The following is a 24,131-nucleotide window of genomic DNA, read 5'->3' as shown; positions in this document are numbered from 1 at the left end:
CCAGCGGAAGCACGACGGATGACCGAGACCCTGATCGCCCACCCCGGCGCGCGCCTACCCGAACCGGGCCCGCTGCCCAACCGCCTGCAGCTGACCGACGACGGTCAGCTGCGCCACATGCTGACCATCGAAGGCCTGAACCGGGAGCTCCTCACCGAGATCCTGGACACCGCCGAGTCGTTCGCCAACATGAACGAGAAGGCGGTGAAGAAGGTCCCGCTGCTGCGCGGCAAGACCATCGTCAACCTGTTCTTCGAGGCCAGCACGCGCACCCGCACCACCTTCGAGCTGGCCGCCAAGCGCCTGTCCGCGGATGTGCTGAACGTGAACATCAACACGTCCTCGGCGGTGAAGGGCGAGAGCCTGCTGGACACCCTGCGCAACATCGAGGCGATGAACGTCGACATGTTCGTCGTGCGCCACGAGGAGAGCGGCACCGCGCACTTCATCGCCCGCCACGTGGCCCCGGGCATCAGCGTGCTGAATGCCGGCGACGGCCGCCACGCGCATCCGACCCAGGCGCTGCTGGACATGTTCACCATCCGCCGCCACAAGGGCGACTTCACCAAGCTGAAGGTCGCGATCGTCGGCGACATCCTGCACTCGCGCGTGGCGCGCTCGCAGATCCACGCGCTGAACATCCTGCAGACCGGCGAGGTGCGCGTGGTCGCACCCTGCTCGCTGCTGCCGGCGGATGTCGACCAGCTCGGCGTGCACGTCTACAACGACCTCGACGCCGGGCTGCAGGATGTCGACGTGATCATCATGCTGCGCCTGCAGCGCGAGCGCATGGAACACGCCCACCTGCCCTCCGAACACGAGTACTACCAGCTGTTCGGCCTGACCTCTCGGCGCCTGCAGCTGGCCCATCCGACCTGCCTGGTCATGCACCCCGGGCCCGCCAACCGCGGGGTGGAGATCGAGTCCGCAGTGGCCGACGGCCCGCACTCGGTGATCCTGGAACAGGTCACCTACGGCATCTCCGTGCGCATGGCGGTGATGTCCATGGTGATGGGGGCCCACCAGGCATGAGCGTGCTGATCGAGAACGCCCGTATCCTCGACCCGGTGGACGGCTTCGACGCCGTCGGCTCGCTGTGCGTGCAGGGCAGCGAGATCCTCGCCCGCGGCCAGGCCCCGGACGGTTTCGAGCCGCGCCGGCGGATCGACGCCAGCGGGCTGTGGCTCATCCCCGGCCTGATCGACCTCGCGGCGCGCCTGCGCGAGCCGGGGCAGGAACACAAGGCCACCGTCGCCAGCGAGACCCTGGCGGCGGCCCGCGGCGGAATCACCAGCCTGGTGGTGCCGCCGGACACCGAACCTCCGATCGACTCGCCCGCCGAGGTGGAGCTGATCAACCGCCGCGCCCGCCAGGCCTGCGGCGTGCGGGTGTACGTGCTGGGCGCGCTGACCCATCAACTGGAGGGCCAGCAGCTCGCCGAGATGGCGGCCCTGATGCAGGCCGGCGCCCGCGGGGTCAGCAACGCCAGCAAACCGCTGGCCAGCCTGCTGGTGCTGCGCCGCGCACTGGAATACGCGACCACCTTCGGCCTGACCATCGTGCTGTCCGCCCAGGACCCGGCCCTGACCGGCTCCGGCTGCATGCACGAGGGCGCGGTCTCCACCCGCCTCGGTCTGGCCAGCATCCCCGAGGCGGCGGAAACCGCCGCGCTGGGCGCCATCCTGGCCCTGGTCGAACAGACCGGGGCGCGGGTCCATGTGGCCCGCCTGTCGACCCGGCGCGGTGCGGAGATGATCACCAAGGCGCGCGCCGAGGGCCTGCCGGTCAGCGCGGACGTGGCCGCCCACCAGCTGTTCCTGACCGAGGTGGACGTCGCGGAATACGACCCGAACTGTCATGTGATCCCGCCCCTGCGGGGCCAGCGCGACCGCGACGGGCTGCGCGCGGCGGTCGCGCGCGGCGACATCAGCGCCATCTGCTCCGACCACCAGCCGCACGAGCCCGACAGCAAACTGGGGCCCTTCGCCGGCACCGAGCCCGGCATCTCGGCGCTGGAGACCCTGCTGCCGCTGACGCTGCGCCTGGTCGAGGACGGGCTGATGAGCCTGCACGAGGCGCTGGCCCGGGTGACCAACGGGCCGGCGGAGATCCTCGACTTTGCCCAGGGCCGCCTGACACCAGGGGCACGCGCCGACTTCGTGCTGTGGGACCCGACCGCGATGCAGGAGGTGCGGCGCGAGGACTGGCTGAGCGCCGGCCACAACACCCCCTTCTTCAACTGGACCTTCTCCGGTCAGGTCCGCGAGACCTGGGTCGCCGGACGCCCGGTCTGGACCCTGCCCACCGAGGGAAACCCCGAGGACACCGCATGACTGCGCGCGAGACCGCCGCCCGCCCCCACCGGGGCACGATCTTCCAGGAAGAGGGGCGCATCCTGGACCACCACGATGCCGGGGCGGACCAGTGGATCCTGCGGGTCTTCGCCCCCGAATGTGCCCGCGCGGCCCAGCCGGGGCAGTTCGCCCACCTGCAGTGCGCGCCGCGACTGCTGATGCGCCGGCCGCTGTCGATCCAGCGCGTGGACCGCGAGGCCGGCTGGGTGGAGTTTCTCTACAAGGTCGTGGGAGACGGTACCCGTGCGCTGTCGCAACAGGTCAAGGGCGACACCCTCAGCGTGCTGGGCCCGATCGGCCAGCCCTTCCGCCTGCACCCGGAGCGACCGAAGCGGCTGCTGCTGGGTGGCGGGGTCGGCATCCCGCCAATGATCTTCCTGGCCCATCGCCTGCACCTGCAGGGCGAGGCCGGGCAGACCCACGCGGTGCTGGGCTCCGAGGTCCCGTTCCCGTTTCACGCGCGCCCCTCCGAGATCCTGTGGCCGGGGCTCCCGGACGGCGCGATCGCGACCCTGCCGCTGCTGGAGGACTGGGGCGTGGCCTGTCGCCTGACCTCGAAGGCCGGGCTGCCGGGCGCCTTTGACGGCTTCGTGACCGATCTCGGGCGCGCCTGGCTGGCCGGGCTGTCGCCGGCGGAACGCGACCAGGTGGAGATCTTCGCCTGCGGCCCGCACCCCATGCTCGAGGCCTGCGCAGAACTGGCGGCGGAGTTCGACCTGCCCTGCCAGGTCTCGCTGGAGGAGTTCATGGCCTGCGCGGTGGGCGGCTGCGCCGGCTGCACGGTCCCGGTGCGTACCCCGGAGGGGGTGGCGATGAAGCGGGTCTGCGTGGATGGCCCGGTGTTCGCGGCGGCGGATGTCTTTCCGGAGCCGGAGCGGGCCTGAGGGAAAGACCCTGGCCTGACTTTGGCAGGGGCTTCGCCGGCGAGCCGGCTCCTACTTGTCAGGGAGCTTGAGCTCCTCCTCGGTTTCGTCGGCGGAGGACACACCACCGCCGAAGTTCAGGCGCCATTCGAGATCGGCGCGCGAGTCGGCCTTGTTCAGGGCCTCGTCCAGCATCACATCCCCGGTCTTGAACAACTTCACGATGGCCTGATCGAAGGTCTGCATGCCCACGGACGCGCCCTTCGCCATCACCTCCTTGATCTCGCTGATCTTCTCGTCCCGGATCAGCTCCGCGATGTAGGACGTATTGATCAGAATTTCCAGCGCGGCGACACGCCGCCCATCCTTGGTCTGCAGCAGGCGCTGGGCCACGATCGCACGCAGGTTCAGTGACAGGTCCGACAGGATCTGCGGGCGGTTGTCCTCGGGGAACAGGTTGATCACCCGGTCCAGCGCCTGGGTGGCGTTGGTCGCGTGCAGGGTGGTCAGCACCAGGTGGCCGGTATCGGCGTAGGTCAGGGCCGCGCGCATGGTCTCGCGTGAACGCACCTCGCCGACCATGATCACGTCCGGCGCCTCGCGCATGCCCTCCTGCAGGGCATGGTCGTAGCTGGGGGTATCAATCCCCACCTCGCGCTGGCCCACGATCGAACGCTTGTGGCTGAACAGGAACTCGATCGGGTCCTCGACCGTGAGGATATGCCCGCTCTTGTTCGTGCTGCGGTAGTCGATCATCGATGCCAGGGTGGTCGATTTCCCGGTGCCCGTTGCCCCCACGATCAGCACCAGCCCGTCGTTGTGCGAGACAAACTCCTTCAGCACGGGGGGCAGGCCCAGTTGCTCGATGGTCGGGATCGCTACGCGGATGAAACGGATGACCATCGCGACCTCGCCGCGCTGGCGATAGACGTTCACGCGAAAGCGTCCCAGTCCCTCGCGCGACAGGCCAAAGTTGACCGCGGTCTCGCGCTCGAAGATCTCCGCCTGGTGCTCGTTCATCATCTCGCGGGCGATACTCTCGGCCTGGCCCGGGGCCAGCGCCTTGCGCGAGATGGGCTGGAGCTGGCCGTCGACCTTGATGCTGGCCGGCGCGCCGGTCAGGAAGAACAGGTCCGACGCGGCCTTCTGCGCCATCAGTTTCAGGTAGGGCTCGATCTGCAACTGGCTCATAGTCTGTTTCCCTGACCCGACGCGCTAGCGCAGGTTGAAGTCCTCGGCGCGCTCGTCGACCGCCAGACCCTCGCCTTCATCCTTCACCGCGGGCGCGCCGTCATCCTGGGCACGCTGGCTGTCGAGCTTGATGCGCAGGCGCAGATCGTTCACCGAGTCGGCGTTGCGCAGAGCCTCGTCGTAACTGATCTGGCGATTTTCGTAGAGATCGAACAGGGCCTGGTCGAAGGTCTGCATGCCCTGCTCGCGCGAGCGCGACATGAGCTCCTTCATCTCGTGTACCTCGCCCTTCAGGATCAGGTCCGACATCAACGGGGTGTTGATCATGATCTCCACCGCCGGCACCCGACCCTCGCCACTCTCCTTGCGCACCAGGCGCTGCGAGATCACCGCCTTCAGGTTCAGCGACAGGTCCATCAGCAGCTGCTCGCGCCGGTCCTCGGGGAAGAAGTTGATGATCCGGTCCAGCGCCTGGTTGGTGCTGTTGGCATGCAGCGTGGACAGGCACAGGTGACCGGTCTCGGCGAAGGCGATGCCGTAGTCCATGGTCTCGCGGTCGCGGATCTCGCCGATCAGGATCACGTCCGGGGCCTGGCGCAGGGTGTTCTTCAGCGCGATCTCGTAGTTCTCGGTGTCCACCCCGACCTCGCGCTGGGTGATGATGCTTTTGTCGTGCTCGTGCACGAACTCGATCGGATCCTCGATGGTGACGATGTGGTCGGCCGTGGTGCGATTGCGGTAGCCGATCATCGCCGCCAGCGAGGTGGACTTGCCCGACCCGGTACCGCCCACGAAGATCACCAGCCCGCGACGCTCCTGGGTGATCTTCTCCAGCTGCGGCGGCATCTGGATGTCCTCGAATTTCGGGATCACCGAATTGATGGTGCGCAGCACCATGCCCGGGCTGCCGCGCTGGGTGAAGACATTCACGCGGAAACGCGACACACCCTGCAGGCCGATCGCGAAGTTGCACTCCTGGTGGCGCTCGAACTCGGCCGACTGCTTGTCGTTCATCAGCGAGCGCACCAGCGCCTGGGTGTGCGAGGGCGTCAGCTTCTGCTCGGTCATCGGCACCACGCGGCCGTCGATCTTGGCCGCCGGCGGCATCCCCACAGTAATGAACAGGTCCGACCCGCCCCGGTCCACCAGGGCCCGCAGCAGGTCATGCATGTACTTGATCGCCTTGTCACGATCCATGGCGTTCTCCCCTGATACCCGGTGCGGCGTTCACGCCAAGCGGGCCGTCTCGATCAAATGGAATCCGGGTTGGCCGCCTTGCGGCGAGCATCCTCGCGACTGATCACGCCCTGCGCCAGCATGTCCTTCAGGCACTGGTCGAGCGTCTGCATGCCGGTGCCGGCACTGGTCTGGATGGTCGAGTACATCTGGGCGATCTTGTTCTCGCGGATCAGGTTCCGGATCGCCGGCGTGCCGAGCATGATCTCGTGCGCCGCGATCCGGCCGCCACCGATCTTCTTCATCAGGGTCTGCGCGATGACCGCGCGCAGCGACTCCGACAGCATCGCGCGGACCATGTCCTTCTCCGCCGCCGGGAACACGTCGACGATACGGTCGATGGTCTTGGCCGCGGAGCTTGTATGCAGGGTGCCGAACACCAGGTGCCCGGTCTCGGCCGCGGTCAGCGCCAGGCGGATCGTCTCGAGGTCGCGCAGCTCGCCCACCAGAATCGTGTCCGGGTCCTCGCGCAGCGCCGAACGCAGGGCCTCGCTGAAACCGTGGGTATCGCGGTGCACCTCGCGCTGGTTGACCAGCGACTTCTTCGATTCGTGCACGAACTCGATCGGGTCCTCGATGGTGAGGATATGCCCGTAGTCGTTCTCGTTGCGGTGGTTGACCATGCCCGCCAGCGTGGTGGACTTGCCCGAGCCGGTGGGGCCGGTGACCAGCACGATGCCGCGCGGGTAGTTCGAGATCTCCTCGAAGATGCGCGGGGCGCCCAGCTCTTCGAGGGTCAGGACCTTGGAGGGGATGGTCCGGAACACCGCAGCCGCGCCGCGGTCCTGGTTGAAGGCATTGACACGGAAGCGCGCCAGCCCGGAGACCTCGAACGAGAAGTCCGTCTCCAGGAACTCCTCGTAGTCCTTGCGCTGACGGTCGTTCATGATGTCGTAGATCAGGCCCTGGACCTCTTTGTGGTCCATGACCGGCACATTCACCCGGCGCATGTCGCCGTCGATGCGCACCATCGGCGGCATGCCGGCGGAGATGTGCAGGTCCGAGGCCCCGTTCTTGACCGCGAAGGCCAGCAACTGCGTGATATCCATGCATCCCCCTGTTGTCGGGCGCCACGCCAAGGCGCGCCAGCACCCGGGTGGCAGCCGCAACCACCACGCCCTGTCGCTTGATGAAGGGCCGCGTAAAAATCCGCGGTGACCTTGTGTTCTTCCGGACTATATCATAGGGAAATGACCACACCAGACCATGCCCTGAGCACCGTTCGGACCCGTATCGACGCCGCCTGCCGCGAGGCCGGACGCGACCCGGATACGGTCCGGCTGCTGGCCGTCAGCAAGACGCGCGACGCGGACGAGATCCGCGCCCTGCATGCCTGCGGCCAGTCTGCGTTCGGCGAGAACTACGTGCCCGAGCTGGTGGACAAGTACGACGCCCTGGAGGCACCCCCGGCGCCGCTCGGACTCGAATGGCACTTCATCGGCGCACTGCAGGGCAACAAGACCCGCGCGGTGGCCGAGCGGGCGGCCTGGGTGCATACCGTCGATCGCGAACGCATCGCGCGGCGCCTGTCGGACCAGCGCCCGGCGGGCCTGCCGCCGCTGCAGATCTGCCTGCAGGTCAACATCAGCGAAGAACCGCAGAAGGCCGGCGTGGCGCCCGCCGAGGCCGCCACCCTGGCCAATGCCGTGCGTGACCTGCCGGGACTGGAACTGCGCGGCCTGATGGCCATCCCCGCCGCCGAGGACGACCCGCGGCGCCAGCGGGAACCCTTTGCGCGCCTGCGCGCACTGCGCGATACCCTGAACAGCCAGGGGCATACACTCGACACCCTGTCCATGGGCATGTCCGGCGATCTCGAGGCCGCGATCCTCGAAGGCGCCACCCTGGTGCGGGTCGGCACCGCCCTGTTCGGCCCGCGTCCACCCAAATAAGGAGTCTGCATGACGGAACACCGCTTCGAGGTCGGCTTCATCGGGGCCGGCAACATGGGCGAGGCCCTGATCCAGGGGCTGGTCCAGTCCGGCCACGCCGCCGAACGCATCGCGATCGCCGACAAGAGCGCCGAGCGCGTGCGCGACCTGCAGGCCCGCTACCCGGGTCTGGCCAGTGCCGAGGCCACGGAACTGGCCGCCGAAGCCGCCACCCTGGTCCTCGCCGTCAAGCCGCAGACCCTCCCGGATCTGGCCCCGACCCTGCGCGAGGCGGTGTCCCGCGGCGAGCCCCTGGTGATCTCCGTGGCCGCGGGCATCACCACAGCCCAGCTGGCCGGCTGGCTGGGCGACGCCACGCGCCTGGTCCGGGCGATGCCGAACACCCCGGCCCTGGTGGGCGCCGGGGTCACCGGGCTGTACGCCGCCCCCACCGCCGGCCCCGCGGACCACACCACCGCGACCCGGCTACTGGAAGCGGTCGGACGCGCGATCTGGGTCGAGGACGAGGAGCAGATGCACGCGGTGACCGCCACCTCCGGCAGCGGGCCTGCCTACGTGTTCCTGATGATCGAGGCCATGCAGGAGGCGGCGCAGTCGCTGGGCCTGCCGGCCGATACCGCACTGGAGCTGACCCTGGGCACCCTCGCCGGCGCCACCCGCCTGGCCACCGAGAGCGACGAGAGCCCCGCCGAACTGCGCCACCGCGTGACCTCCCCCGGGGGCACCACTGAACGCGCCCTGCAGGTACTGGAGGACGGCGACCTGCGCGACCTGATGCGCCGCGCAATGACCGCGGCCGCCGACCGCTCGCGCGAACTCGGCCGCTGAAACCCCAGGGAGACGCTGATTTAATCGCACGTCCGCGCTCGAGTCGCTTTTGCGTGCGAACAAGGCGCGGTGACTGCCGTGCAGTCATTCTGCACAAGGGAACCGCAACGCCGTTCCCGCGCCCGTTTTTGATCAACAACGGGCGGCCGAGCCCCTGCTTTCAATAGCTTGTGGGGTTGGTGCCCCCCGATTCTGAATGAATATGGCCCGATCCTGCGTTGCGCCGCTTGCGGGTAGAACCACTACCCGCTGCACGACGCGCCTTGTCTCGGAACGATTGTCTCGAACAACTGGGGGGGCACCAACGCGGACGTGCGATTAAGTCAGCGTCTCCCTAGTTCACCACGAAGCGCACGAAGGCACGAAGAAGGGCCAGGTCAAGAGCGATTCACAGGAAGTTCGGAAGGAGGAAAATGGGTTGGGGGCTGAGGCCGGCGCCAGCCGCGACCGCAAAGGCAAAAGCGCGGGGCCGCGCCCCACAGCCGCCCCACAAGACCTCTTCCTGACTTCCCTTCTTCCTGTAAACCCGCCCTTGACCTTCTTCGTGACTTCGTGAGCTTCGTGGTAAAACCGCCCTTGCCTTTCAAAGTCTCGACGTGGGCCGTCAGCGCAGTTCGGCGAGGAGCTGGCGGATCATGCGCTCGGCCTGGGCGCCGTAGCCGCCGCCGAACAGGTGGTCGTGGTTGAGGATGTGGTAAAGGTTGTAGAGCGTACGGCGCACGCCATAGCCCGGGTCGATGGGCAGGATCTCCTCGTACGCGGCCACGAAGTCCTGCCCGGGGTGGCCGAACAGCTCCATCATTGCCAGATCGGCCTCGCGGTCGCCGTAGTACACCGCCGGATCAAAGATCGTCGCGCGCCCGTCCGCCAGGAATCCCCAGTTGCCGCTCCACAGGTCGCCGTGCAGCAGCGATGGCTCGGGGCGGTAGTCGACAAAGAAGCCGTCCAGGGAGGCCTCCAGCTCCTCCAGCACCCCCAGCAACGAGCGCGAGGCCCCGCGCTCGCGCGCCAGCCGGCGCTGGAAGCCCAGGCGCTCGTCGCGATAGAACGAGACCCAGTCGTCGTGCTCGGTATTCGACTGCGGGGTGCTGCCGATGAAGTTGTCGTGATCCAGCCCGAAGCGCGTCCGGGTCTTCTGGTGCATGTCGGCGATCCCGTGCCCCAGGGCCACACCGTCGCGACGCCCGCCCAGCGCGAGATCCTCCATCACCAGGAAGTGGGTACTGCCGGCGGAGCCAGTCCCCACCACCTCGGGGATCTTCAGCCGTTCGCAGCGCGCGAGTTCTTCCAGGCCGCGCGCCTCGGCGGCGAACATCGCGGCGCCATCGCCCCCGCTCAGCTTGACGAAGAAGCGACGCCCGTCGGTCCCGGTCAGGCGCTGCGCCTGGTTGATGGAGCCCCCGGAACAGGCCTGGCTTCCTGTCGGCTCGAACGGCGTTCCGGTATGGTCGGCAATGCACTGGGCCACCGCCGCCGTCACGGCATCGGGGCCCGCTGAATCGAATCGGTTCATCCTCGGCATCCGGGTTGCTCTGCAACATGCAGGGTACCGGCTGACGCAGGATTCGTCAGGAGACCCCCATGGCCTTTCGCAAGCTCGAACCCCTGTGCGACAAGATCGGCGCCGAGCGCATCCGCGCGGTGATCGACGACTTCTACCGCCGCCTCTCGGCCGACCCCGAGATCGGTCATCACTTCGAGCGCATTCAGGACTTCCCGGATCACGTGAACCGGATCGCCGATTTCTGGTACCAGAACCTGGGCGGGCGCCTGGAACAGCCGCCGACCATCGACATGGTCGGCAAGCACGCGCCGCTGAACCTGACCGAGGCCGACCTGGCCATCTGGATGCGCCACTTCAAGGCCACCACCGAAGAACACCTGGAGGCCCCGCTGGCGGCCGAATGGCAGCAACTGGCCGACGGCATCGCCAGCCGCATGCGCGAGGACATCATCCGCGGCTAGTTCCAGCACCCTGTTCTTCACCACGAAGCGCACGAAGAAGGTCAAGGGCAGTTTTACAGGAAGAAGGGAAGTCAGGAAGAGGTCTTGTGGGGCGGCTGCGGGGGCGGCCCCGCGCTGTTGCCTTTGCGGTCGCGGCTGACGCCAGCACCCAGCGGCGGCCCCAGCCCCTCAACCCATTTTCCTCCTTCCGATCTTCCAACCTTCCTGTGAATCGCTTTTGAACTGGCCCTTCTTCGTGTCTTCGTGAGCTTCGTGGTGAACAGACGCCCTAGCAGGCGTTTTCGGTGTAGCCCGGGGCGTCGCAGAAGGCGCGGCTGAGGGTGATGCCCGCATCGCCCGGCAGGGCGGCCAGGTGGCGTTCGCGGCTGGCGGCCAGGCGGTCCTGCGGCGTGACTGGATACAGCAGCGTGGACAGCGACGGCGGCTCCTGCCCCAGGCGCACCGCGTACAGGATACGGTAGGCAAACACCCGGCGAATGTAATCGCGAGTCTCGGAGAACGGGATCAGTTCGGCCCAGATATCCGGGTCCATCGCCCGATCCTCCGGCAGCCAGGAACGCACGCGGTGGGCCCCGGCGTTGTAGGCCGCGGTGGACAGCAGGCTGTGACCGCCAAAGCGGTCGAGGTTGCGCCGCAGGTAGTAGGTCCCGAGCCGGGCGTTGGTCGCCGGGTCGAGGATGTCCCAGTCGGAGTTCACCCGTACCCCGGCCGCCGAGGCGATCGAGCGGCCGGTCGCCGGCATCACCTGCATGATCCCCAGCGCGCCGGCCCCGGAACGCACGTCATGCAGGAACGCGCTCTCCTGGCGCGCGATGGCCATGGCCCAGGCCGGGTCGATGGCCTGTTCGCGGGCCCCGGTCACGATGAGGTCGTCAAAGGCCAGCGGGAAGCGCAGTTCGATGTCGTCCCAGTTGCGCGCCCGCGCGGCGGTGAAGATCGCGCGGTCATGCCAGCCCCAGTCGGCGAAGGTGCGCGCCGCCGACTCCAGTTCCGGCGTATCCCAGCCCGCGATCGCATGGGTCCACTCGCGGCGGGCCTCGGCGTAGCGATCCAGGCGAACCAGCTCGCGCATGCGCTGCATGCCGGCATGCTCACGCATGGCCGCCCGGCGCCCGTCGTCCAGCACCAGGGGCTCATGCCCGATACGGTAGGGCTGGCCCAGCCGGTCAGCGGCCAGGAAGCCGTGGAAGTTGCGCTCGCGGGCGGCGCGCTCGTAGAAGCGCCGGGCAGCCTCCAGCGACTCGGTCTGCTCCAGCGCCCGGGCGTACCAGTACTGCCACGCCGCCTCGTCACGCACGTCGCGATCCATGGCGCGGATCGCATCCATCACCGTCGCCCAGTCGCGCTCGTACAGGGCCGCCCGCACCTGCCACTGGCGCAACTGAGTATCGAACACCTCGGGTTCCAGGCGGGCCATGAAGTCCAGGGCCTCGGGGCGATAGCGCAGGGCCAGACGCAGGGCAAGTGCGTGCTGCACGCGCCCGGCGGCCTCGGTCGACAGCCCGAGCGCGTCCCCGGACGCCTCCCAACCTTCCAGCGCGGCGTCCAGATCCTGTCGGACCCAGCGGGTAAAGGCCCGCTCCAGCAGCGCCTCGGCCGAGCGGTGATCGTCGGCCTGGAAGTCGACCTCCACCACCCGCGCGGGGCGGCTGGCCAGGTCCAGCCAGCGTTCCGCCCAGCGGCGATCGGCATCCGCCAGATAGCGCCGCAGATAACGGGCAAGACCGGTCTGGCCAGCCTTTACGGCAAGCTCGAAACGCTCCCAGGCAAGCTCGCCGGTCAGACCGTCGGCGTCGCGCCAGGCGGCCAGCACGGGGTCGCAGGCGGACGGGCGGGATTGTCCGTGCAACCAGATGGACTCCATGTCTTCCAGCGCGGCATCGCGGTCGCCGGCCTTCAAGAGCGCCTGGCGCCGATAGCAGTCCTGCTCGACCGACAGCGACGGCTTCGCCCCGGTGGCCGCGACAAACTCAAGGTAGTCCTCCCACTGTTCCTCGCGCGCGAGGTGCGTCAGGTAACTACTGCGCAGCCGCGCGGCCAGCGGGGTGTCGTCATGTTCGCGCACGAAGTCGCGCACGGCGTCCGGTTCGGCGCGACCGAGATTGCGCGCGAGTTCGCGGTAATCCAGATAGGGGGTCAGCGGATAGCCGGTCAGGGTGCTGCGCGCGGCGCGGTAGGCGGTCATGTCGCCTCGGTTCAGCGCCCGCTCCGCCAGCAGGAACAGACTGCGCTCGAAGACGTAGCGGTCGTCCTCCGCGGCCGCCGCCGGCAGCGACGCGGCCAGGGCCAGCAACAGGCCGGCCAGCCCGACGATTACGTTCCTGGAAAGGCGCATGCCCTGCCCTCGCATCAATGGTTCTTCATGATCGGCCAGCCCCGGGGCGCTTGCAACGGGTTCCGGCCGGTTTCGCGGGGGCATGCCGGCAGTTCCGGCAGGAAGGCGGCCGGATCAGGACTCCAGCACGCGTGACTCGCCGCGCGCCAGGCCGTCAAGGGTCCAGGAGCCGACCCGGTAGCGCACCAGCCGCAGGGTCGGGTGACCCACTGCTGCGGTCATCCGGCGCACCTGGCGATTGCGCCCCTCGCGCAGGGTGATGGCCAGCCAGCGGGTCGGGATATGGCGGCGGAAACGCACCGGCGGATCCCGCTCCGGAAGATCCGGTGGATCCATGCGCTCCACCTTCGCCGGGCGCGTGAGGCCATCCTTCAGCTCGACGCCCTCGCGCAGGGCAGCGAGCGCGGCATCGTCGGGCTCGCCCTCGACCTGGACCCAGTAGGTCTTGCTGGTCTTGTGCTGCGGCTGGGTCAGGCGCGCGTTCAGGCGGCCGTCGTCAGTCAGGACCAACAGGCCCTCGCTGTCGCGGTCGAGGCGTCCGGCCGGATAAACGCCGGGGATCTTGATGTAGTTGGCCAGCGTCGGTCGCCCCTCGGGGTCGGTGAACTGCGGCAGCACACCCCAGGGCTTGTGGAACAGGACAATCCGGGCCATGAACGGCGCGTCAGTCGCAGCGCAGGGTGACGCGCTCGGCGAAGTAGCGACCGAGGTCGTAATCGACGCTGGCGCCGTAGTCCAGCGCCATCGCGCGCGCCACCATGGCCGGATCCGGGCGCGGACGCTCGAGCTGCGCCTGGCAGGTCGCATCCACCAGGCCGGAGGCATCGACAATACGCGTGCCGTGGGGCTCCTCGTGCAGGATCTCGATGAAATACGTCGGGTCGTAGACCTTGTACTCCAGCGGTGCGAGGGCGGGATCCACGGGGGTCTCCAGCTCCAGCCGGAAACGGAACTGCAACAAGCCGTCCTCCATCGCCATGCGCGGCGCCCCGGCGGCGGCGATTGCGATCGCCTCGCCTTCCACCTTCAGGTGGCTGTACCAGCGGTACTCGTCGAGGTTGTCGAGGATTTCGGTCGCCAGCCCCTGCAGGCGCGCCTCCGGGGTGTCACCGGACTGGTGTTCCTGGGCGTCGTCATAGAGGTATTGCCCGTAGGTCGGGTCGAAGCGCCAGTGGTGGAGCATGTGGGTGATCTGCCCGTCGGCATCGCGCTCGAAACTAATGCGCAGGTCGATCCAGGCGTGCGGGTGGGCCTGTACGGCGACCGGCAGTAGTACCAGCGCCATCAGGATCAGGATCGCGGGGAATATCCGGTTTCGGTTCATGCGCTCTGTCTCGTATCGGCCCGGAGCCAGGCATTGGCGGCGGCCAGCAGCGACGCGTGATAGGCCGGGGCCACCCCCAGCTCCCGCAGCCAGGCGGGCGTATCCGGGTCCGGGCCCCGGGGCCGCAAGTGTCGGACCGCCGGCAGGCCCGGGATACGGTCCGCGAGTCCGGTCAGGCGACGCGCCCGGCGCAGGCTTTCGGCATTCGCGGCGACTGCGGCCGCCACTGCGGGCGCGCGACGGATATTGCAGCGGGCCACCGCCGCCGGGTCCGCCAGCACGGTGTCCAGGTCATGCAGCCGGCGCAGGATGCGCGCGGCAGTCTTCGGGCCCACGCCGTCGATGCCGGGGATGTTGTCGCTGGCATCGCCGGCCAGCGCCAGCATGTCGGCGACCTGCTCCGGGCGGATGCGGAAGCGCTTCTCGATCGCGCGGCGATCGAGGTCGGCCCCGCGTTCCGGGTCGTGCAACCGGTCCGCACCCCCCAGGATGACCTGGGTCAGATCCTTGTCCGCACTCTTCACGTCGATGCGATACCCGGCCGCGCGGCCGGAGCGGGCCAGACTGGCGATCAGGTCATCGGCCTCGTATTCCGGGTCGGCCAGAGTCGTGAAGCCGAGCCTTCCCAGAAGCTCGCGGATCCGTTCGAACTGCTCACGCAGCTCCGGCGGTGCCGGCGGGCGATGGGCCTTGTAGGCCGGATCGATGCGGTGACGAAAGCCCCGGCGCAGCCCGGTGTCGAGGCAGAACGCCACGGGCCCCGGCGCGCAGGCCGGCAACCACTGACAGAGCGAATGGACCAGGCCGTGCAGCGCGCCGCCCGGGCGGCCCTGCGGGTCGGGATCCAGGCCGCGCGCGAACCAGGCACGGAAGACGAAGATGCTGCTGTCGATCAGCGTCAGGGTCGGCCGTGGCGCATCCGGGAGCGGCGCGGATTCAGGCGAGGCGTTCAAGGTCCTTCCGCACCCCGGCGATCGACTGGTCGAAGGCGGCGCGCTCCTCGGCGTTCAGATCCAGCTCGATGGCGCGTTCCATGCCGCCCTGACCGAGGATACAGGGTACGCCCATGGCGACATCGCGCTCGCCGTATTCGCCGTCCAGCAGCGCAACCGTGGGCAGCACCCGGCGCCGATCCAGGGCGATCGCTTCGACCATCTCGGCGATGGCCGCGGCCGGGGCGCCGTAGGCGCTGGAGGTCTGTTTCAGGGCGAGGATCTCGGCCCCGCCGTGGCGGGTGCGCTCGACGATGTTGTCCAGCGCGGCCTGGTCCATGAAGTGATGCAGCGGCACCCCGTTGACCGAGGAATAGCGCAGCATCGGGACCATCGCATCGCCATGGCCGCCCAGTACCAGCGCCTGGATGTCGTGGGTGGACAACCCGGTCTCCAGCGCAATGAAGGCGGCCATGCGCGAGGTATCCAGCACCCCGGCCTGGCCGAATATCCGGTCGCGGCTCCAGCCGGTCTTCTGCCAGGCGCGGTAGGTCAGCACGTCCACCGGGTTGGAGACCACCAGGATGCGGCTCTGCGGGGCATGGACCAGGATGTCCTGCAGGATCAGGTCGAGGATCTCGACGTTCTTGTCCAGCACGTCGGAGCGCGACATGCCGGGCTTGCGCGGCAACCCGGCCGTGATGATCACCAGTTCGGCACCGGCGATCACCGAGGGCTCGTGGCTGCCGCTCAGGCGGGTGTCGAAGCGCAGCAGCGGCGCGGTCTCCTGGATATCCAGGGCGGCACCGGCCGCCGCGCCCTCGCGCACATCCAGCAACGCGATCTCGCGGGCGACGTCACGCCGCGCGAGGAACTGGGCGGTGGCTTCACCGACGCGTCCGGCGCCGACGATGGCGATCTTCTGCATGCGCTGCTCCTCCTCTGCGGTTGGGGCGAACTACAGGCGGGCGACCCCGCTGTCGCGGGCGGCCTGACTGATCGCCTGCGGCACGGTGTCGATCAGGCGCGGATCGAACGGGGTCGGCAGGATGTAGTGCGGGCCGAACTCGAGCGCATCCCGCCCGTAGGCATCCAGCACGGACTGCGGTACCGGCTCGCGGGCCAGCCCGGCGAGCGCGTGGACCGCCGCGACCAGCATCTCGTCGTTGATGGTCCGCGCGCGCACATCCAGCGCGCCGCGGAAGATGAACGGGAAGCCGAGCACGTTGTTCACCTGATTCGGGTAGTCCGAGCGCCCGGTGGCCATGATCAGGTCATCGCGGGTCTCGTGCGCAAGCTCCGGGCGGATCTCCGGGTCCGGGTTGGACAGCGCGAAGACCACCGGCTTCGGCGCCATGGACCGCAGCATCTCCGGGGTCAGCAGGTCCGGACCGGACAGGCCGATGAAGACATCGGCGTCACGGCAGGCATCCGCCAGACTGCGCGCCTCGGTGTCCACCGCGAAGATCTGCTTGTACTCGTTCAGGTCGTCGCGCTGGCTGTGGATCACGCCCTTGCGATCCACCATGTACAGGTTCTTCTTGGCCGCGCCCAGGCGGACCAGCAACTGCATGGAGGCGATCCCGGCGGCGCCCGCGCCGACGCAGACGATCTTCGCCTCACTGAGCTTCTTGCCCTGGATCTCCAGCGCGTTGACCAGGCCGGCCGCGGTGATGATCGCAGTGCCGTGCTGATCATCGTGGAAGACCGGGATGTCCAGGCGCTCGGACAGGCGACGCTCGATCTCGAAGCAGTGCGGCGCCGCGATATCCTCGAGGTTGATGCCGCCGAACCCGCCGGCGATGCGCGCGACGGTGTTGATGAAGTCCTCCGGCTGCGGGGCGTCCACCTCGATATCGAAGACGTCGATATTGGCGAAGGTCTTGAACAGCACGCCCTTGCCCTCCATCACCGGCTTGGAGGCCAGGGCACCGACGTTACCCAGCCCCAGCACGGCGGTCCCGTCGGTGATCACCGCGACCAGATTGCCCTTGCCGGTATAGCGATAGGCCAGCTCCGGATCCTCGGCGATCGCGCGCACCGGCGCGGCGACACCCGGCGAGTAGGCCAGGGAGAGGTCGTCCTGGGTCGCCGTGGGCTTGGTGACCTGGATGGCCAGTTTTCCGGCTGGCTGCTGTTCGTGGTACTCCAGCGCGCGCTGATTGAAATCCTTGGACATGGTGTAGCGGGGCCTTTTTTCGATCGGGAACAAATAAACGGCGTGCCGCCCGGCGCGAGTCCGGGCGACGGAAGAGATCCTTCAGTTGACCGGGTGCGTGGGGACGCGGCTGTTGCGCGCCTCTTCGTACAGTGGCCGGAAGCGATCGGCCATCCGGGTGAGGTCACGCTGGCGCGACTCCGGCGCCGGGTGGGTACTGAGGAAGACCGGGTGGCGCCCGTTGGACTGGGCCGCCATCTTGCGCCACAGGCTCGCCGCGGCGTCGGGGTTATAACCCGCGCGGGCCGCAAGCTCCATACCGATCTCGTCGGCCTCGGCCTCCATCGCGCGACTGTGCGGCAGCTGGACCGCCAGTGCCGCGCCCAGCGCCGCCCCGGTCAGGGCAATCTGCGAACGATCCCCCGTCATGGCGTAGCCGGCAACCGCCATGTTGCTGGCCAGCGCCACCGACATCTTCTCCGCGGTGTGGGCCGACAGCGCATGGGCGATCTCGTGCCCGATGATCTGGGCCAGTTCGTCGTCGGTCAGCTCCAGCTGCTCGATGATGCCCGAGTAGATCGCCATCTTGCCGCCCGCCATGGCGAACGCGTTGATGGTGTCCGGGGCCTCGATGACCACGATCTCCCAGTCCCAGTCCGCGGTCTCGGAGCGGTACTTCACGGCCTGGGCGACGACCTTTTCGGTAATGCCATGCACTCGCGCGGTCATCTCGGGGTCGGCATTGATCCGGCCTTCCTCCCGTGCCGGTGCCAGCATCTCCACGTAGGCGGTACGCGAGGCACTGATGGCCTGGCTCTCGGAGACCAGCATCAGCTGCGAGCGACCGGTCACCGGGTTGGTGGTGCACCCGGGGATCGCCACCGCAAGGCCACCGGCAACCAGCACCGCCAGGAGCAGAGAGCCCAGGCGACCGCGGACCGGCCGCCACGACTTGGGAAACGCACGCATTATTCCAGCACCTCGCTAGTCCTCTACCTCGAGATCGAGCGGATGCCGAATGCGCATCCGGAGTCGGTCTCTCCAAGGATACACCTGACCGCGCGCGACCACCGCCTCACCAATCAAGGATTCGGGATCCAGCTCGGGCCAATGATCGCGGTCATCCCCGCGGATCAGCAAATCCAGGGGGCCCTCCAGCACCAGCACCCAGTGGCGCCCGGTCGCGCGTACCGCGGTCACCTCGGCCATCACCCGCAGCCGGCCCTGACGCAGCGCGCCATCCAGCGGATCCAGTACCCGGGCGGGCATGGCCGCCGGGCGCTCCAGCCACAGCCCCCGTTCTGCGGCTCGCGCCTCGGCCTCGGCCGCGTACAGGCAGGCATCCAGCGGCACCGGTCGCGGCCCGGGCCGCGGCATCGCCGCGCCCGCCGCGATCAGATCCGCCGCCAGCAAGACGCCATCTTCACTCCAGGCATGCATGCGCGGGGTACCTCCCGGGTCCCGCGCGGGGTCCGCGGGGCGCAGCGTCAGGCGCTGCCCCGCCGCAGCCAGGCGGGTTTCAAGGGCTTCACGTATTCCCTCATGCAGGCGCAGATCGCGCAGCGGAGTCAAGGCCTCCGGCAACGGGGCGGCCGGGGCCAGACCGATCAGGCGGATCGTCCGCCCATCGGCCAGGTGCAACCGGTCGAACCCCACGACACGCTCGACCTCGACCTTCTGCAACCCGCGCGGGTCCTGATCCGCCAGCCGGCACTCCGCCGCAGCCATTCCGGCCAGCAGCAGGAGCACGGCCCCCACAACGCAGACGAGGGCGCCCCGCAGGACGCCCTCGTCGGTTCGGACACGGCCCGCCATCGCGGTCACGCACCCGGTCGCGTTGCGCGCCTGACGGCGCGCCGCGGCTTCAGAATGCGAAGCGGCGGTTGAACTTGTCGACCTGGCCGGCGGTATCAACGATCTTCTGCTTGCCGGTGTAGAACGGGTGGCACTGCGAGCACACGTCCACATGCATCTCGTCGCCGGAGGCGAGAGTGGAGCGGGTCTCGAACTGCGTACCGCAGCTGCAGATAACCTTGACGTTGTGGTAGTTCGGATGGATGTCGGCTTTCATGGTCGGCTCACGCAGGTTCTGGCGAAAAGTCCAATAGGATAGCCGGCTCCGGGCCTTCAGCGCAAGACCGGTTTACGGTGCCATTTGGGCAGGGCATTTGAAATCCAGGCGGCAAACCCCTGAATGGCCACGTGGTTTTGCCCACCGAACAACCTGTGGATAACTTTGTGGACGAATTGTCGCCCCCGGAACGAGACGCTCGCGGGACGTCAAGGGGCGCCGCCACCGATGAGACAAAAAACCCACGCAACACCTTGATCTCAATTGTTTTACTCTCCGAAAACCACCACGACCCGGCGTCCCTGACGGACACAGGCGTACCCGCTCGGACTGCGGAGACGGCTGTGCATAAAGCCGCGGTCCGCCCTCATCGCCCTGGCGAGTCCGGGACAATCGCCGTGTAGATGGCAGAGTAATCCGCGTCCGCCAGGCCCTGGGCCTGCGCCCGATCCAGCAGATCCGCCAGCAACGGCAACCATGGGCCCACCAGATGGGCATCCTCGACCGCCTGCTCGGTCAGGCGCACATCCTTCAGCAAGTGCTTGACCGGAAAATTGGCCGTGCCGAAGTCGCCGGAGACCATCTTGCCCAGCTTCTTGTCGAAGGTCGGGGCGTACAGGGCGCTGTCACGCAGGATGTCCATGAAGGTATCCACCTCCACGCCCTCGCGCCGCACCAGCCCCAGGCTGAGGGAAAACGCAGCGGTCAGGCTCGCAATCAGCTGGTTGAAGGCGAGCTTCAGAGCCGCCCCCTGCCCCACGGCGCCGACGTGCCGGGGCGTCTCGCCCAGGGCCGCCAGCACCGGCCGCGCCCGGACAAAGTCCGCCTCGCGGTCGGCACCCGCCATGATCAACAGCCGTCCATCGCGCGCCTCCGGGATGGAGCCCAGCACTGGCGCCTCCAGGTAGTCAGCCCCGGCGGCGCGGACCCGCTGTGCCAGGGCCCGGCTCTCGGCCGGCAGGATGGTCGCCATCTGGATCACGCAGCGCCCGTCCAGCGCCCCGTCCGGCAGCTCGTCGAGCACCGCGCCAATGGCGCCGGCATCGCTGAGCATCAGCACCAGCACATCGGCCTCCGCGACGGCCGCGGCGGGGGCGTTGTGGACGGTGACCCCCTCGGCCGCCAGATCGCTCGCGCGAGCGACCGTGCGGTTGTAGGCCACCACGGGAAATCCGGCCTGCAAAAGACGCAGGCCCATGGGTTGCCCCATGAGCCCGCATCCCAGCAGCGCCACTCGGGACGCAGTCATGCTGACCCCCTACTTGATCTTGTCGTCCAGATCATCCGTGTACCCGAGCAGGGTATGCGGCGGCGGGGCCTCCTTCTGGTACTTGCTCGGCGTGACCGCCTCGGTCTGGTGCAAGCTTCGCCACAGGCCGATCACCATGATCAGCATGATGACCGAGAACGGCAGACCGACACTGATCGCGGCCGCCTGCAGCGCGGCCAGTCCGCCCGCCAGCAGCAGGATGGAGGCGACCACCCCTTCGAGGATGGCCCAGTACACGCGCTGGGTGACGGTCGGGTTACGCACGTCGCCGGAGGCCAGGGTGTCGATGACCAGCGAACCGGAGTCCGAGGAGGTCACGAAGAACGTCACGATCAGCAGCGTCGCCGCCGCCATCACCGCCACGGCCAGCCAGTCGAAGAGCGGCAGGGCCTGGAGGGTGACAAACAGCGCGGTGGACACGTTTTCCGAAACGGCGCCGGCCAGGTCCGCAACGCCGTCGAGCTCGTAGCTCATCGCGGTACCCCCGAACACGGCCAGCCAGACGAAGGCCGCGGCGGTCGGGGCCAGCAGCACCCCGGCGACGAACTCGCGAATGGTGCGCCCGCGCGAGACCCGCGCGATGAACATACCGACGTACGGGGCCCAGGAGATCCACCAGCCCCAGTAGAAGATGGTCCAGGAGGTGGCCCAGCCGGAGTCCTCGATGGTGTCGGCCCACAGGCTCATTTCAGGCAGGGACTGCACATAGACGCCGGTGCTTTCCACCAGCAGACGCAGGATGAACAGGGTCGGCCCCATCACCAGCAGCAGGGCGATCAGGATCGCCGCCAGGCCAATATTGAAGTTGGACAGGCGCTTGATGCCCTTGTCCACACCCAGCGCCACCGAGACGACGGCAATCAGGGTGATGATCGCGACCAGGACGATCTGCATGAAGGTGGATTCCTCGATCCCGAACACGAAGTTCAGGCCCGAGTTGATCTGCATGACGCCAAGGCCCAGCGAGGTGGCCACCCCGAACATGGTGCCGAACAGCGCTACCACGTCGACGAGATGTCCCCACGGACCATAGATCCGATCACCGATGAACGGGTACAGCGACGAGCGGATCAGCAGCGGGAGGTTGTGGCGGTAGGCGTAGTACGCCAGCGACAGGCCAACGACGATGTAGATCGCCCAGGCGTGCAGGCCCCAGTGGAAGAAGGTGTAGCGCATGGCCTCGGTGGCCGCCTCGGCACTCTCGCCCTCCGCATGCGGCGGGCTGAGGTAGTGGAACATCGGCTCGGCGATGCTCCAGAACAGCAGCCCGATCCCCATGCCCGCGGAGAACAGCATCGCGAACCACGCGGCGTAGCTGAAACGCGGGGTCTCGAACTGGTCGCCCAGGCGCACGCCGCCGTAGCGGCTGAACATCAGATACAGGGAAAAGACCAGGAACACCGTCACGACCAGCATGTAATACCAGCCGAGATACTCCCCGATGCCACTTTGGAGCTGCTCGAAGATCGCCTCGGCGCGATCCGGGAAGATGGCCCCGAAAGCCACGAAGGCTGCGATTATCAGGCTGGCGGTATAGAAGACCGGGCTGCAGATCACGCCAAAGCCGCCGAGGCGGGTTTGCGTCAGACCCGGGGTGGACTGCTCATCCATTCGGTTTCCCCTTTTGTTCCTGTGGCAAGCGCAAGACCGAGCGGTCCGGTTCCGGAGTTTTCCGGAAGCCGCGCGGGGAGGCGCCCGATGGGCGTTGTCGCGGTAGGTGGGACAGCATCACCGTAGCGAAAGACTCGCCGCACTGCAAAACCGCGACAGGCGTCACGGCCCGCGCGGCCTCACGCCTCGGCGCGGGTCGAATTCCGGGCCAGCAGCAGGGCCCGAGCCTGCCCGCCCTGGCGCTCGCGCTCGATCTGCCAGCCCCCCGCGGCGAGAAAGGCGAGATCCGCCTCGGACTCGAGCTCCACATAAACCCGGCTGTCGGCGTGCAGCCAGCCCTGCGCGAGCAGGGCCTCCAGCACCGGTGGGACATGCCCCTGCCCGAACGGCGGGTCCACCAGCACGAGATCGTAGGCAAGGCCCTCGGGGGGTGGGCCGGCCAGCAGGCGCCGGGCGTCATCCCGACGCACGCTGACCTGCCCGGCGCCCAGGGTCTCGCAGTTGGCCTGGAGCTGGGCCGCGGCGCGCGCATCGCGCTCGACCAGCAGCACCGCATCGGCCCCGCGCGAGGCCGCCTCCAGCCCCAGCGCCCCGGTTCCGGCGAACAGGTCCAGCACCCTTGCGCCCGGCAACCGGGGCTGCAGCCAGTTGAACACCGTCTCGCGCAGGGCATCGGCAGTCGGCCGCAGGCCGCCCACCGCAGGGACCGGCAGCCAGCGTCGCCGCCAGGCGCCGCCGATGATGCGGATGCGCGCCGGGCGCCCGGCGGGGGCCCGCCTACTCCTGCCCACCCACGATCACCGTGACCATCGCATCCGGGTTGATGCGCTCGCGCAGCCGGGCATTCAGTTCATCCAGCTCCACCGCCTCCATGCGCTCGATGTAGCGCTCCAGGTAGTCCAGCGGCAGGTCGTAGAAGGCCATCATCCCCAGCAATCCGACGATATCGCTGTTCGAGGCCAGCGACAGCGGGAAGCTGTTGACCACATTCTCGCGCGAGGCCTCGAGTTCTTCGGCATCGACCCCGTCGGCGTGCCAGCGCACGAGCGCCTCGCGCAGGGCGGTCACCGCCTCGTCCGCCTGGTCCACGCCGGTCTGCATCCCGATCCGGAAGGGGCCCTCGGCCGCCATCGGCTGCAGGCGACTGCTCACGGAATAGGCCAGACCACGCTGGCTGCGGATCTCCCGAAACAGCCGCGAGGTAAAGCCGCCGCCCCCGAAGGCGTGATTGGCAAGCGTCAGGGCGTAATGATCCTCGTCGCCACGTCGCAGCGCCGGGGCGCCCATCAGGATATGGGCCTGCTCGGAGGGAAACTCGATGCGTTCCTCCACCGGCTCGTCACGCGGCTCCACGGCCGGCAGCGGCTCCGCCGCCGCCCCCTGCGGCAGCGCCGCGGAGATCCGGTCGGCCACCGTCTCGGCCTCCTCGCGGCTCAACCCGCCGGTGATCGCCAGGGCACCGTTTCCGGTGGTGTAGAAGCGCTCATAGAACGCACGGGCATCCGCCGGCGCCAGGGCCTCCAGGCTCTCGCGCTCGCCGCCCGGCCAGTTGGCGTAGGGGTGGTCGCCATACATCAGTTCGTAGAAGCGCCGGCTGGCGACGCTGCCCGGGTCCTGGCGCTCGCGCTGCAGCCCCTGCAGGGCCTGGCGCCGTGCCCGCTCGAAGTCGGCCTCGGGGAAGGCCGGCGCGGCCAGCACGGCGGTCAGGGTCTCCACCGCGGTATTCATCCAGTCCGGCTCGGTCAGGCTGCGCAGGCTGACGATGGCCATGTCGCGCAGCGAGTTGGTGCTGAATTGCGCGCCCACCGACTCGAAGCGCTCGGCCAGTTCGTCCGAATCCATCTCCTCCGTGCCGTGGCGCAGGGCGCTGCTGGTCAGCGAGGCCAGGCCGTGCTGGCCACCGTCGCGCGAGGCGCCGCCGTCGAACGTAAGACGCAGGTCGACCATCGGCAGGTCCGGCGCGGCCACATAGAGCACACGCAGGCCCTCGTCGGTCTCCCACTGCTCGATCTCCACCGCCTGGGCCGGCAGCGCCAGCGACAGCGCCAGCAGCCACACGCAGGCCGTCAGCCATCCTGCACGCATCATCTTGCCTCCCGTC

Annotated in this window: 23 protein-coding genes; 6 read left to right on the top strand and 17 right to left on the bottom strand. The window is 68.5% G+C overall.

Features of this window, described 5'->3' with window-relative positions; all coding sequences use genetic code 11:
- Nucleotides 1-18 precede the first annotated feature (18 nt).
- Genes D106_RS0104685 through D106_RS0104675 form a run of 3 tightly spaced genes read left to right on the top strand, consistent with a single transcriptional unit; the run spans nucleotide 19 to nucleotide 3,238 of the window.
- The gene (locus D106_RS0104685; protein ID WP_018865962.1) at nucleotides 19-1,032 is read left to right on the top strand and encodes an aspartate carbamoyltransferase catalytic subunit; all 1,014 of its coding nucleotides are present in this window, start codon (nucleotides 19-21) and stop codon (nucleotides 1,030-1,032) included.
- Nucleotides 1,029-2,333 (top strand): dihydroorotase, encoded by a 1,305-nt coding sequence (locus D106_RS0104680; RefSeq protein ID WP_018879354.1) that lies wholly within the window; start codon nucleotides 1,029-1,031, stop codon nucleotides 2,331-2,333. Before D106_RS0104685 ends, D106_RS0104680 begins: the two co-directional genes overlap by 4 nt.
- Complete coding sequence (locus tag D106_RS0104675) at nucleotides 2,330-3,238, top strand: dihydroorotate dehydrogenase electron transfer subunit (protein WP_018875957.1); 909 nt, start codon at nucleotides 2,330-2,332, stop codon at nucleotides 3,236-3,238. The genes D106_RS0104680 and D106_RS0104675 overlap by 4 nt, the downstream gene beginning before the upstream one ends.
- 51 nt (nucleotides 3,239-3,289) lie before the next feature.
- On the opposite strand, the gene D106_RS0104670 is transcribed toward D106_RS0104675, so the two are convergent.
- The 3 genes from D106_RS0104670 to D106_RS0104660 are packed head-to-tail and all read right to left on the bottom strand — an operon-like array spanning nucleotide 3,290 to nucleotide 6,693.
- Entirely contained in the window at nucleotides 3,290-4,408 is a 1,119-nt protein-coding gene (locus D106_RS0104670) for a PilT/PilU family type 4a pilus ATPase (RefSeq protein WP_018865965.1), read from the bottom strand.
- Between the two features lie 24 nt (nucleotides 4,409-4,432).
- The gene (locus D106_RS0104665) at nucleotides 4,433-5,605 is read right to left on the bottom strand and encodes a PilT/PilU family type 4a pilus ATPase (protein WP_018865966.1); all 1,173 of its coding nucleotides are present in this window, start codon (nucleotides 5,603-5,605) and stop codon (nucleotides 4,433-4,435) included.
- Nucleotides 5,606-5,658: 53 nt separating this feature from the next.
- Nucleotides 5,659-6,693 (bottom strand): type IV pilus twitching motility protein PilT, encoded by a 1,035-nt coding sequence (locus tag D106_RS0104660; protein WP_018865967.1) that lies wholly within the window; start codon nucleotides 6,691-6,693, stop codon nucleotides 5,659-5,661.
- 141 nt (nucleotides 6,694-6,834) lie between these two features.
- Here D106_RS0104660 and D106_RS0104655 point away from each other — a divergent pair, with 141 nt between their 5' ends.
- Both D106_RS0104655 and proC read left to right on the top strand, forming a co-directional pair.
- On the top strand, nucleotides 6,835-7,536 hold the full coding sequence (locus D106_RS0104655; protein ID WP_018865968.1) for a YggS family pyridoxal phosphate-dependent enzyme: 702 nt from the start codon (nucleotides 6,835-6,837) through the stop codon (nucleotides 7,534-7,536).
- Between the two features lie 9 nt (nucleotides 7,537-7,545).
- Nucleotides 7,546-8,364, top strand: coding sequence for a pyrroline-5-carboxylate reductase (gene proC, locus D106_RS0104650; protein ID WP_018865969.1), 819 nt, complete (start codon nucleotides 7,546-7,548; stop codon nucleotides 8,362-8,364).
- Nucleotides 8,365-8,968: 604 nt separating this feature from the next.
- On the opposite strand, the gene D106_RS0104645 is transcribed toward proC, so the two are convergent.
- On the bottom strand, nucleotides 8,969-9,877 hold the full coding sequence (locus D106_RS0104645; RefSeq protein WP_018879353.1) for a fructosamine kinase family protein: 909 nt from the start codon (nucleotides 9,875-9,877) through the stop codon (nucleotides 8,969-8,971).
- Nucleotides 9,878-9,945: 68 nt separating this feature from the next.
- On the opposite strand from D106_RS0104645, the gene D106_RS0104640 reads away from it, so the two are divergent.
- Complete coding sequence (locus D106_RS0104640; RefSeq protein WP_018879352.1) at nucleotides 9,946-10,329, top strand: group III truncated hemoglobin; 384 nt, start codon at nucleotides 9,946-9,948, stop codon at nucleotides 10,327-10,329.
- Between the two features lie 268 nt (nucleotides 10,330-10,597).
- On the opposite strand, the gene D106_RS0104635 is transcribed toward D106_RS0104640, so the two are convergent.
- From D106_RS0104635 to D106_RS0104575, 13 genes are all read right to left on the bottom strand, one after another.
- A complete protein-coding gene (locus tag D106_RS0104635; protein ID WP_018879351.1) occupies nucleotides 10,598-12,664 on the bottom strand; it encodes a transglycosylase SLT domain-containing protein in 2,067 nt (688 codons plus the stop codon).
- 114 nt (nucleotides 12,665-12,778) lie between these two features.
- Nucleotides 12,779-13,318 (bottom strand): pseudouridine synthase, encoded by a 540-nt coding sequence (locus tag D106_RS0104630; RefSeq protein ID WP_018879350.1) that lies wholly within the window; start codon nucleotides 13,316-13,318, stop codon nucleotides 12,779-12,781.
- Between the two features lie 10 nt (nucleotides 13,319-13,328).
- Nucleotides 13,329-13,988 (bottom strand): DUF1007 family protein, encoded by a 660-nt coding sequence (locus D106_RS0104625; protein WP_018879349.1) that lies wholly within the window; start codon nucleotides 13,986-13,988, stop codon nucleotides 13,329-13,331.
- Nucleotides 13,985-14,941: a 5'-3' exonuclease H3TH domain-containing protein gene (locus D106_RS0104620; RefSeq protein WP_018879348.1), complete on the bottom strand. Its 957-nt coding sequence runs from the start codon at nucleotides 14,939-14,941 to the stop codon at nucleotides 13,985-13,987. The genes D106_RS0104625 and D106_RS0104620 overlap by 4 nt, the downstream gene beginning before the upstream one ends.
- Complete coding sequence (gene mdh / locus D106_RS0104615; RefSeq protein WP_018879347.1) at nucleotides 14,925-15,848, bottom strand: malate dehydrogenase; 924 nt, start codon at nucleotides 15,846-15,848, stop codon at nucleotides 14,925-14,927. The genes D106_RS0104620 and mdh overlap by 17 nt, the downstream gene beginning before the upstream one ends.
- A gap of 30 nt (nucleotides 15,849-15,878) precedes the next feature.
- Nucleotides 15,879-17,099 carry a malic enzyme-like NAD(P)-binding protein gene (locus tag D106_RS0104610; protein WP_018867772.1) on the bottom strand — a complete coding sequence of 407 codons (1,221 nt, stop codon included), beginning with the start codon at nucleotides 17,097-17,099 and terminating at the stop codon, nucleotides 15,879-15,881.
- Nucleotides 17,100-17,180: 81 nt separating this feature from the next.
- Nucleotides 17,181-18,047 (bottom strand): M48 family metallopeptidase, encoded by an 867-nt coding sequence (locus D106_RS0104605; RefSeq protein ID WP_018867771.1) that lies wholly within the window; start codon nucleotides 18,045-18,047, stop codon nucleotides 17,181-17,183.
- A 15-nt stretch (nucleotides 18,048-18,062) separates the two neighbouring features.
- On the bottom strand, nucleotides 18,063-18,893 hold the full coding sequence (locus D106_RS0104600; protein ID WP_018879346.1) for a hypothetical protein: 831 nt from the start codon (nucleotides 18,891-18,893) through the stop codon (nucleotides 18,063-18,065).
- 49 nt (nucleotides 18,894-18,942) lie between these two features.
- Nucleotides 18,943-19,149, bottom strand: coding sequence for a 50S ribosomal protein L31 (rpmE, locus tag D106_RS0104595; RefSeq protein ID WP_018867769.1), 207 nt, complete (start codon nucleotides 19,147-19,149; stop codon nucleotides 18,943-18,945).
- Nucleotides 19,150-19,516: 367 nt separating this feature from the next.
- Entirely contained in the window at nucleotides 19,517-20,398 is an 882-nt protein-coding gene (locus D106_RS0104590) for an NAD(P)-dependent oxidoreductase (RefSeq protein WP_081618364.1), read from the bottom strand.
- A gap of 9 nt (nucleotides 20,399-20,407) precedes the next feature.
- The gene (locus D106_RS0104585) at nucleotides 20,408-22,030 is read right to left on the bottom strand and encodes a BCCT family transporter (protein WP_018867767.1); all 1,623 of its coding nucleotides are present in this window, start codon (nucleotides 22,028-22,030) and stop codon (nucleotides 20,408-20,410) included.
- Nucleotides 22,031-22,209: 179 nt separating this feature from the next.
- The gene (gene rsmD, locus D106_RS0104580) at nucleotides 22,210-22,821 is read right to left on the bottom strand and encodes a 16S rRNA (guanine(966)-N(2))-methyltransferase RsmD (protein ID WP_018879344.1); all 612 of its coding nucleotides are present in this window, start codon (nucleotides 22,819-22,821) and stop codon (nucleotides 22,210-22,212) included.
- Entirely contained in the window at nucleotides 22,808-24,118 is a 1,311-nt protein-coding gene (locus tag D106_RS0104575; protein WP_018879343.1) for a pitrilysin family protein, read from the bottom strand. The genes rsmD and D106_RS0104575 overlap by 14 nt, the downstream gene beginning before the upstream one ends.
- Nucleotides 24,119-24,131 lie beyond the last annotated feature (13 nt).

This window comes from Thioalkalivibrio sp. ALE9 (assembly GCF_000377445.1).
In the GTDB taxonomy this organism is placed as follows: domain Bacteria; phylum Pseudomonadota; class Gammaproteobacteria; order Ectothiorhodospirales; family Ectothiorhodospiraceae; genus Thioalkalivibrio.
The sequence above is the reverse complement of the archived record's forward strand: the minus strand, read 5'-3'. Positions and strand labels throughout refer to the sequence as shown.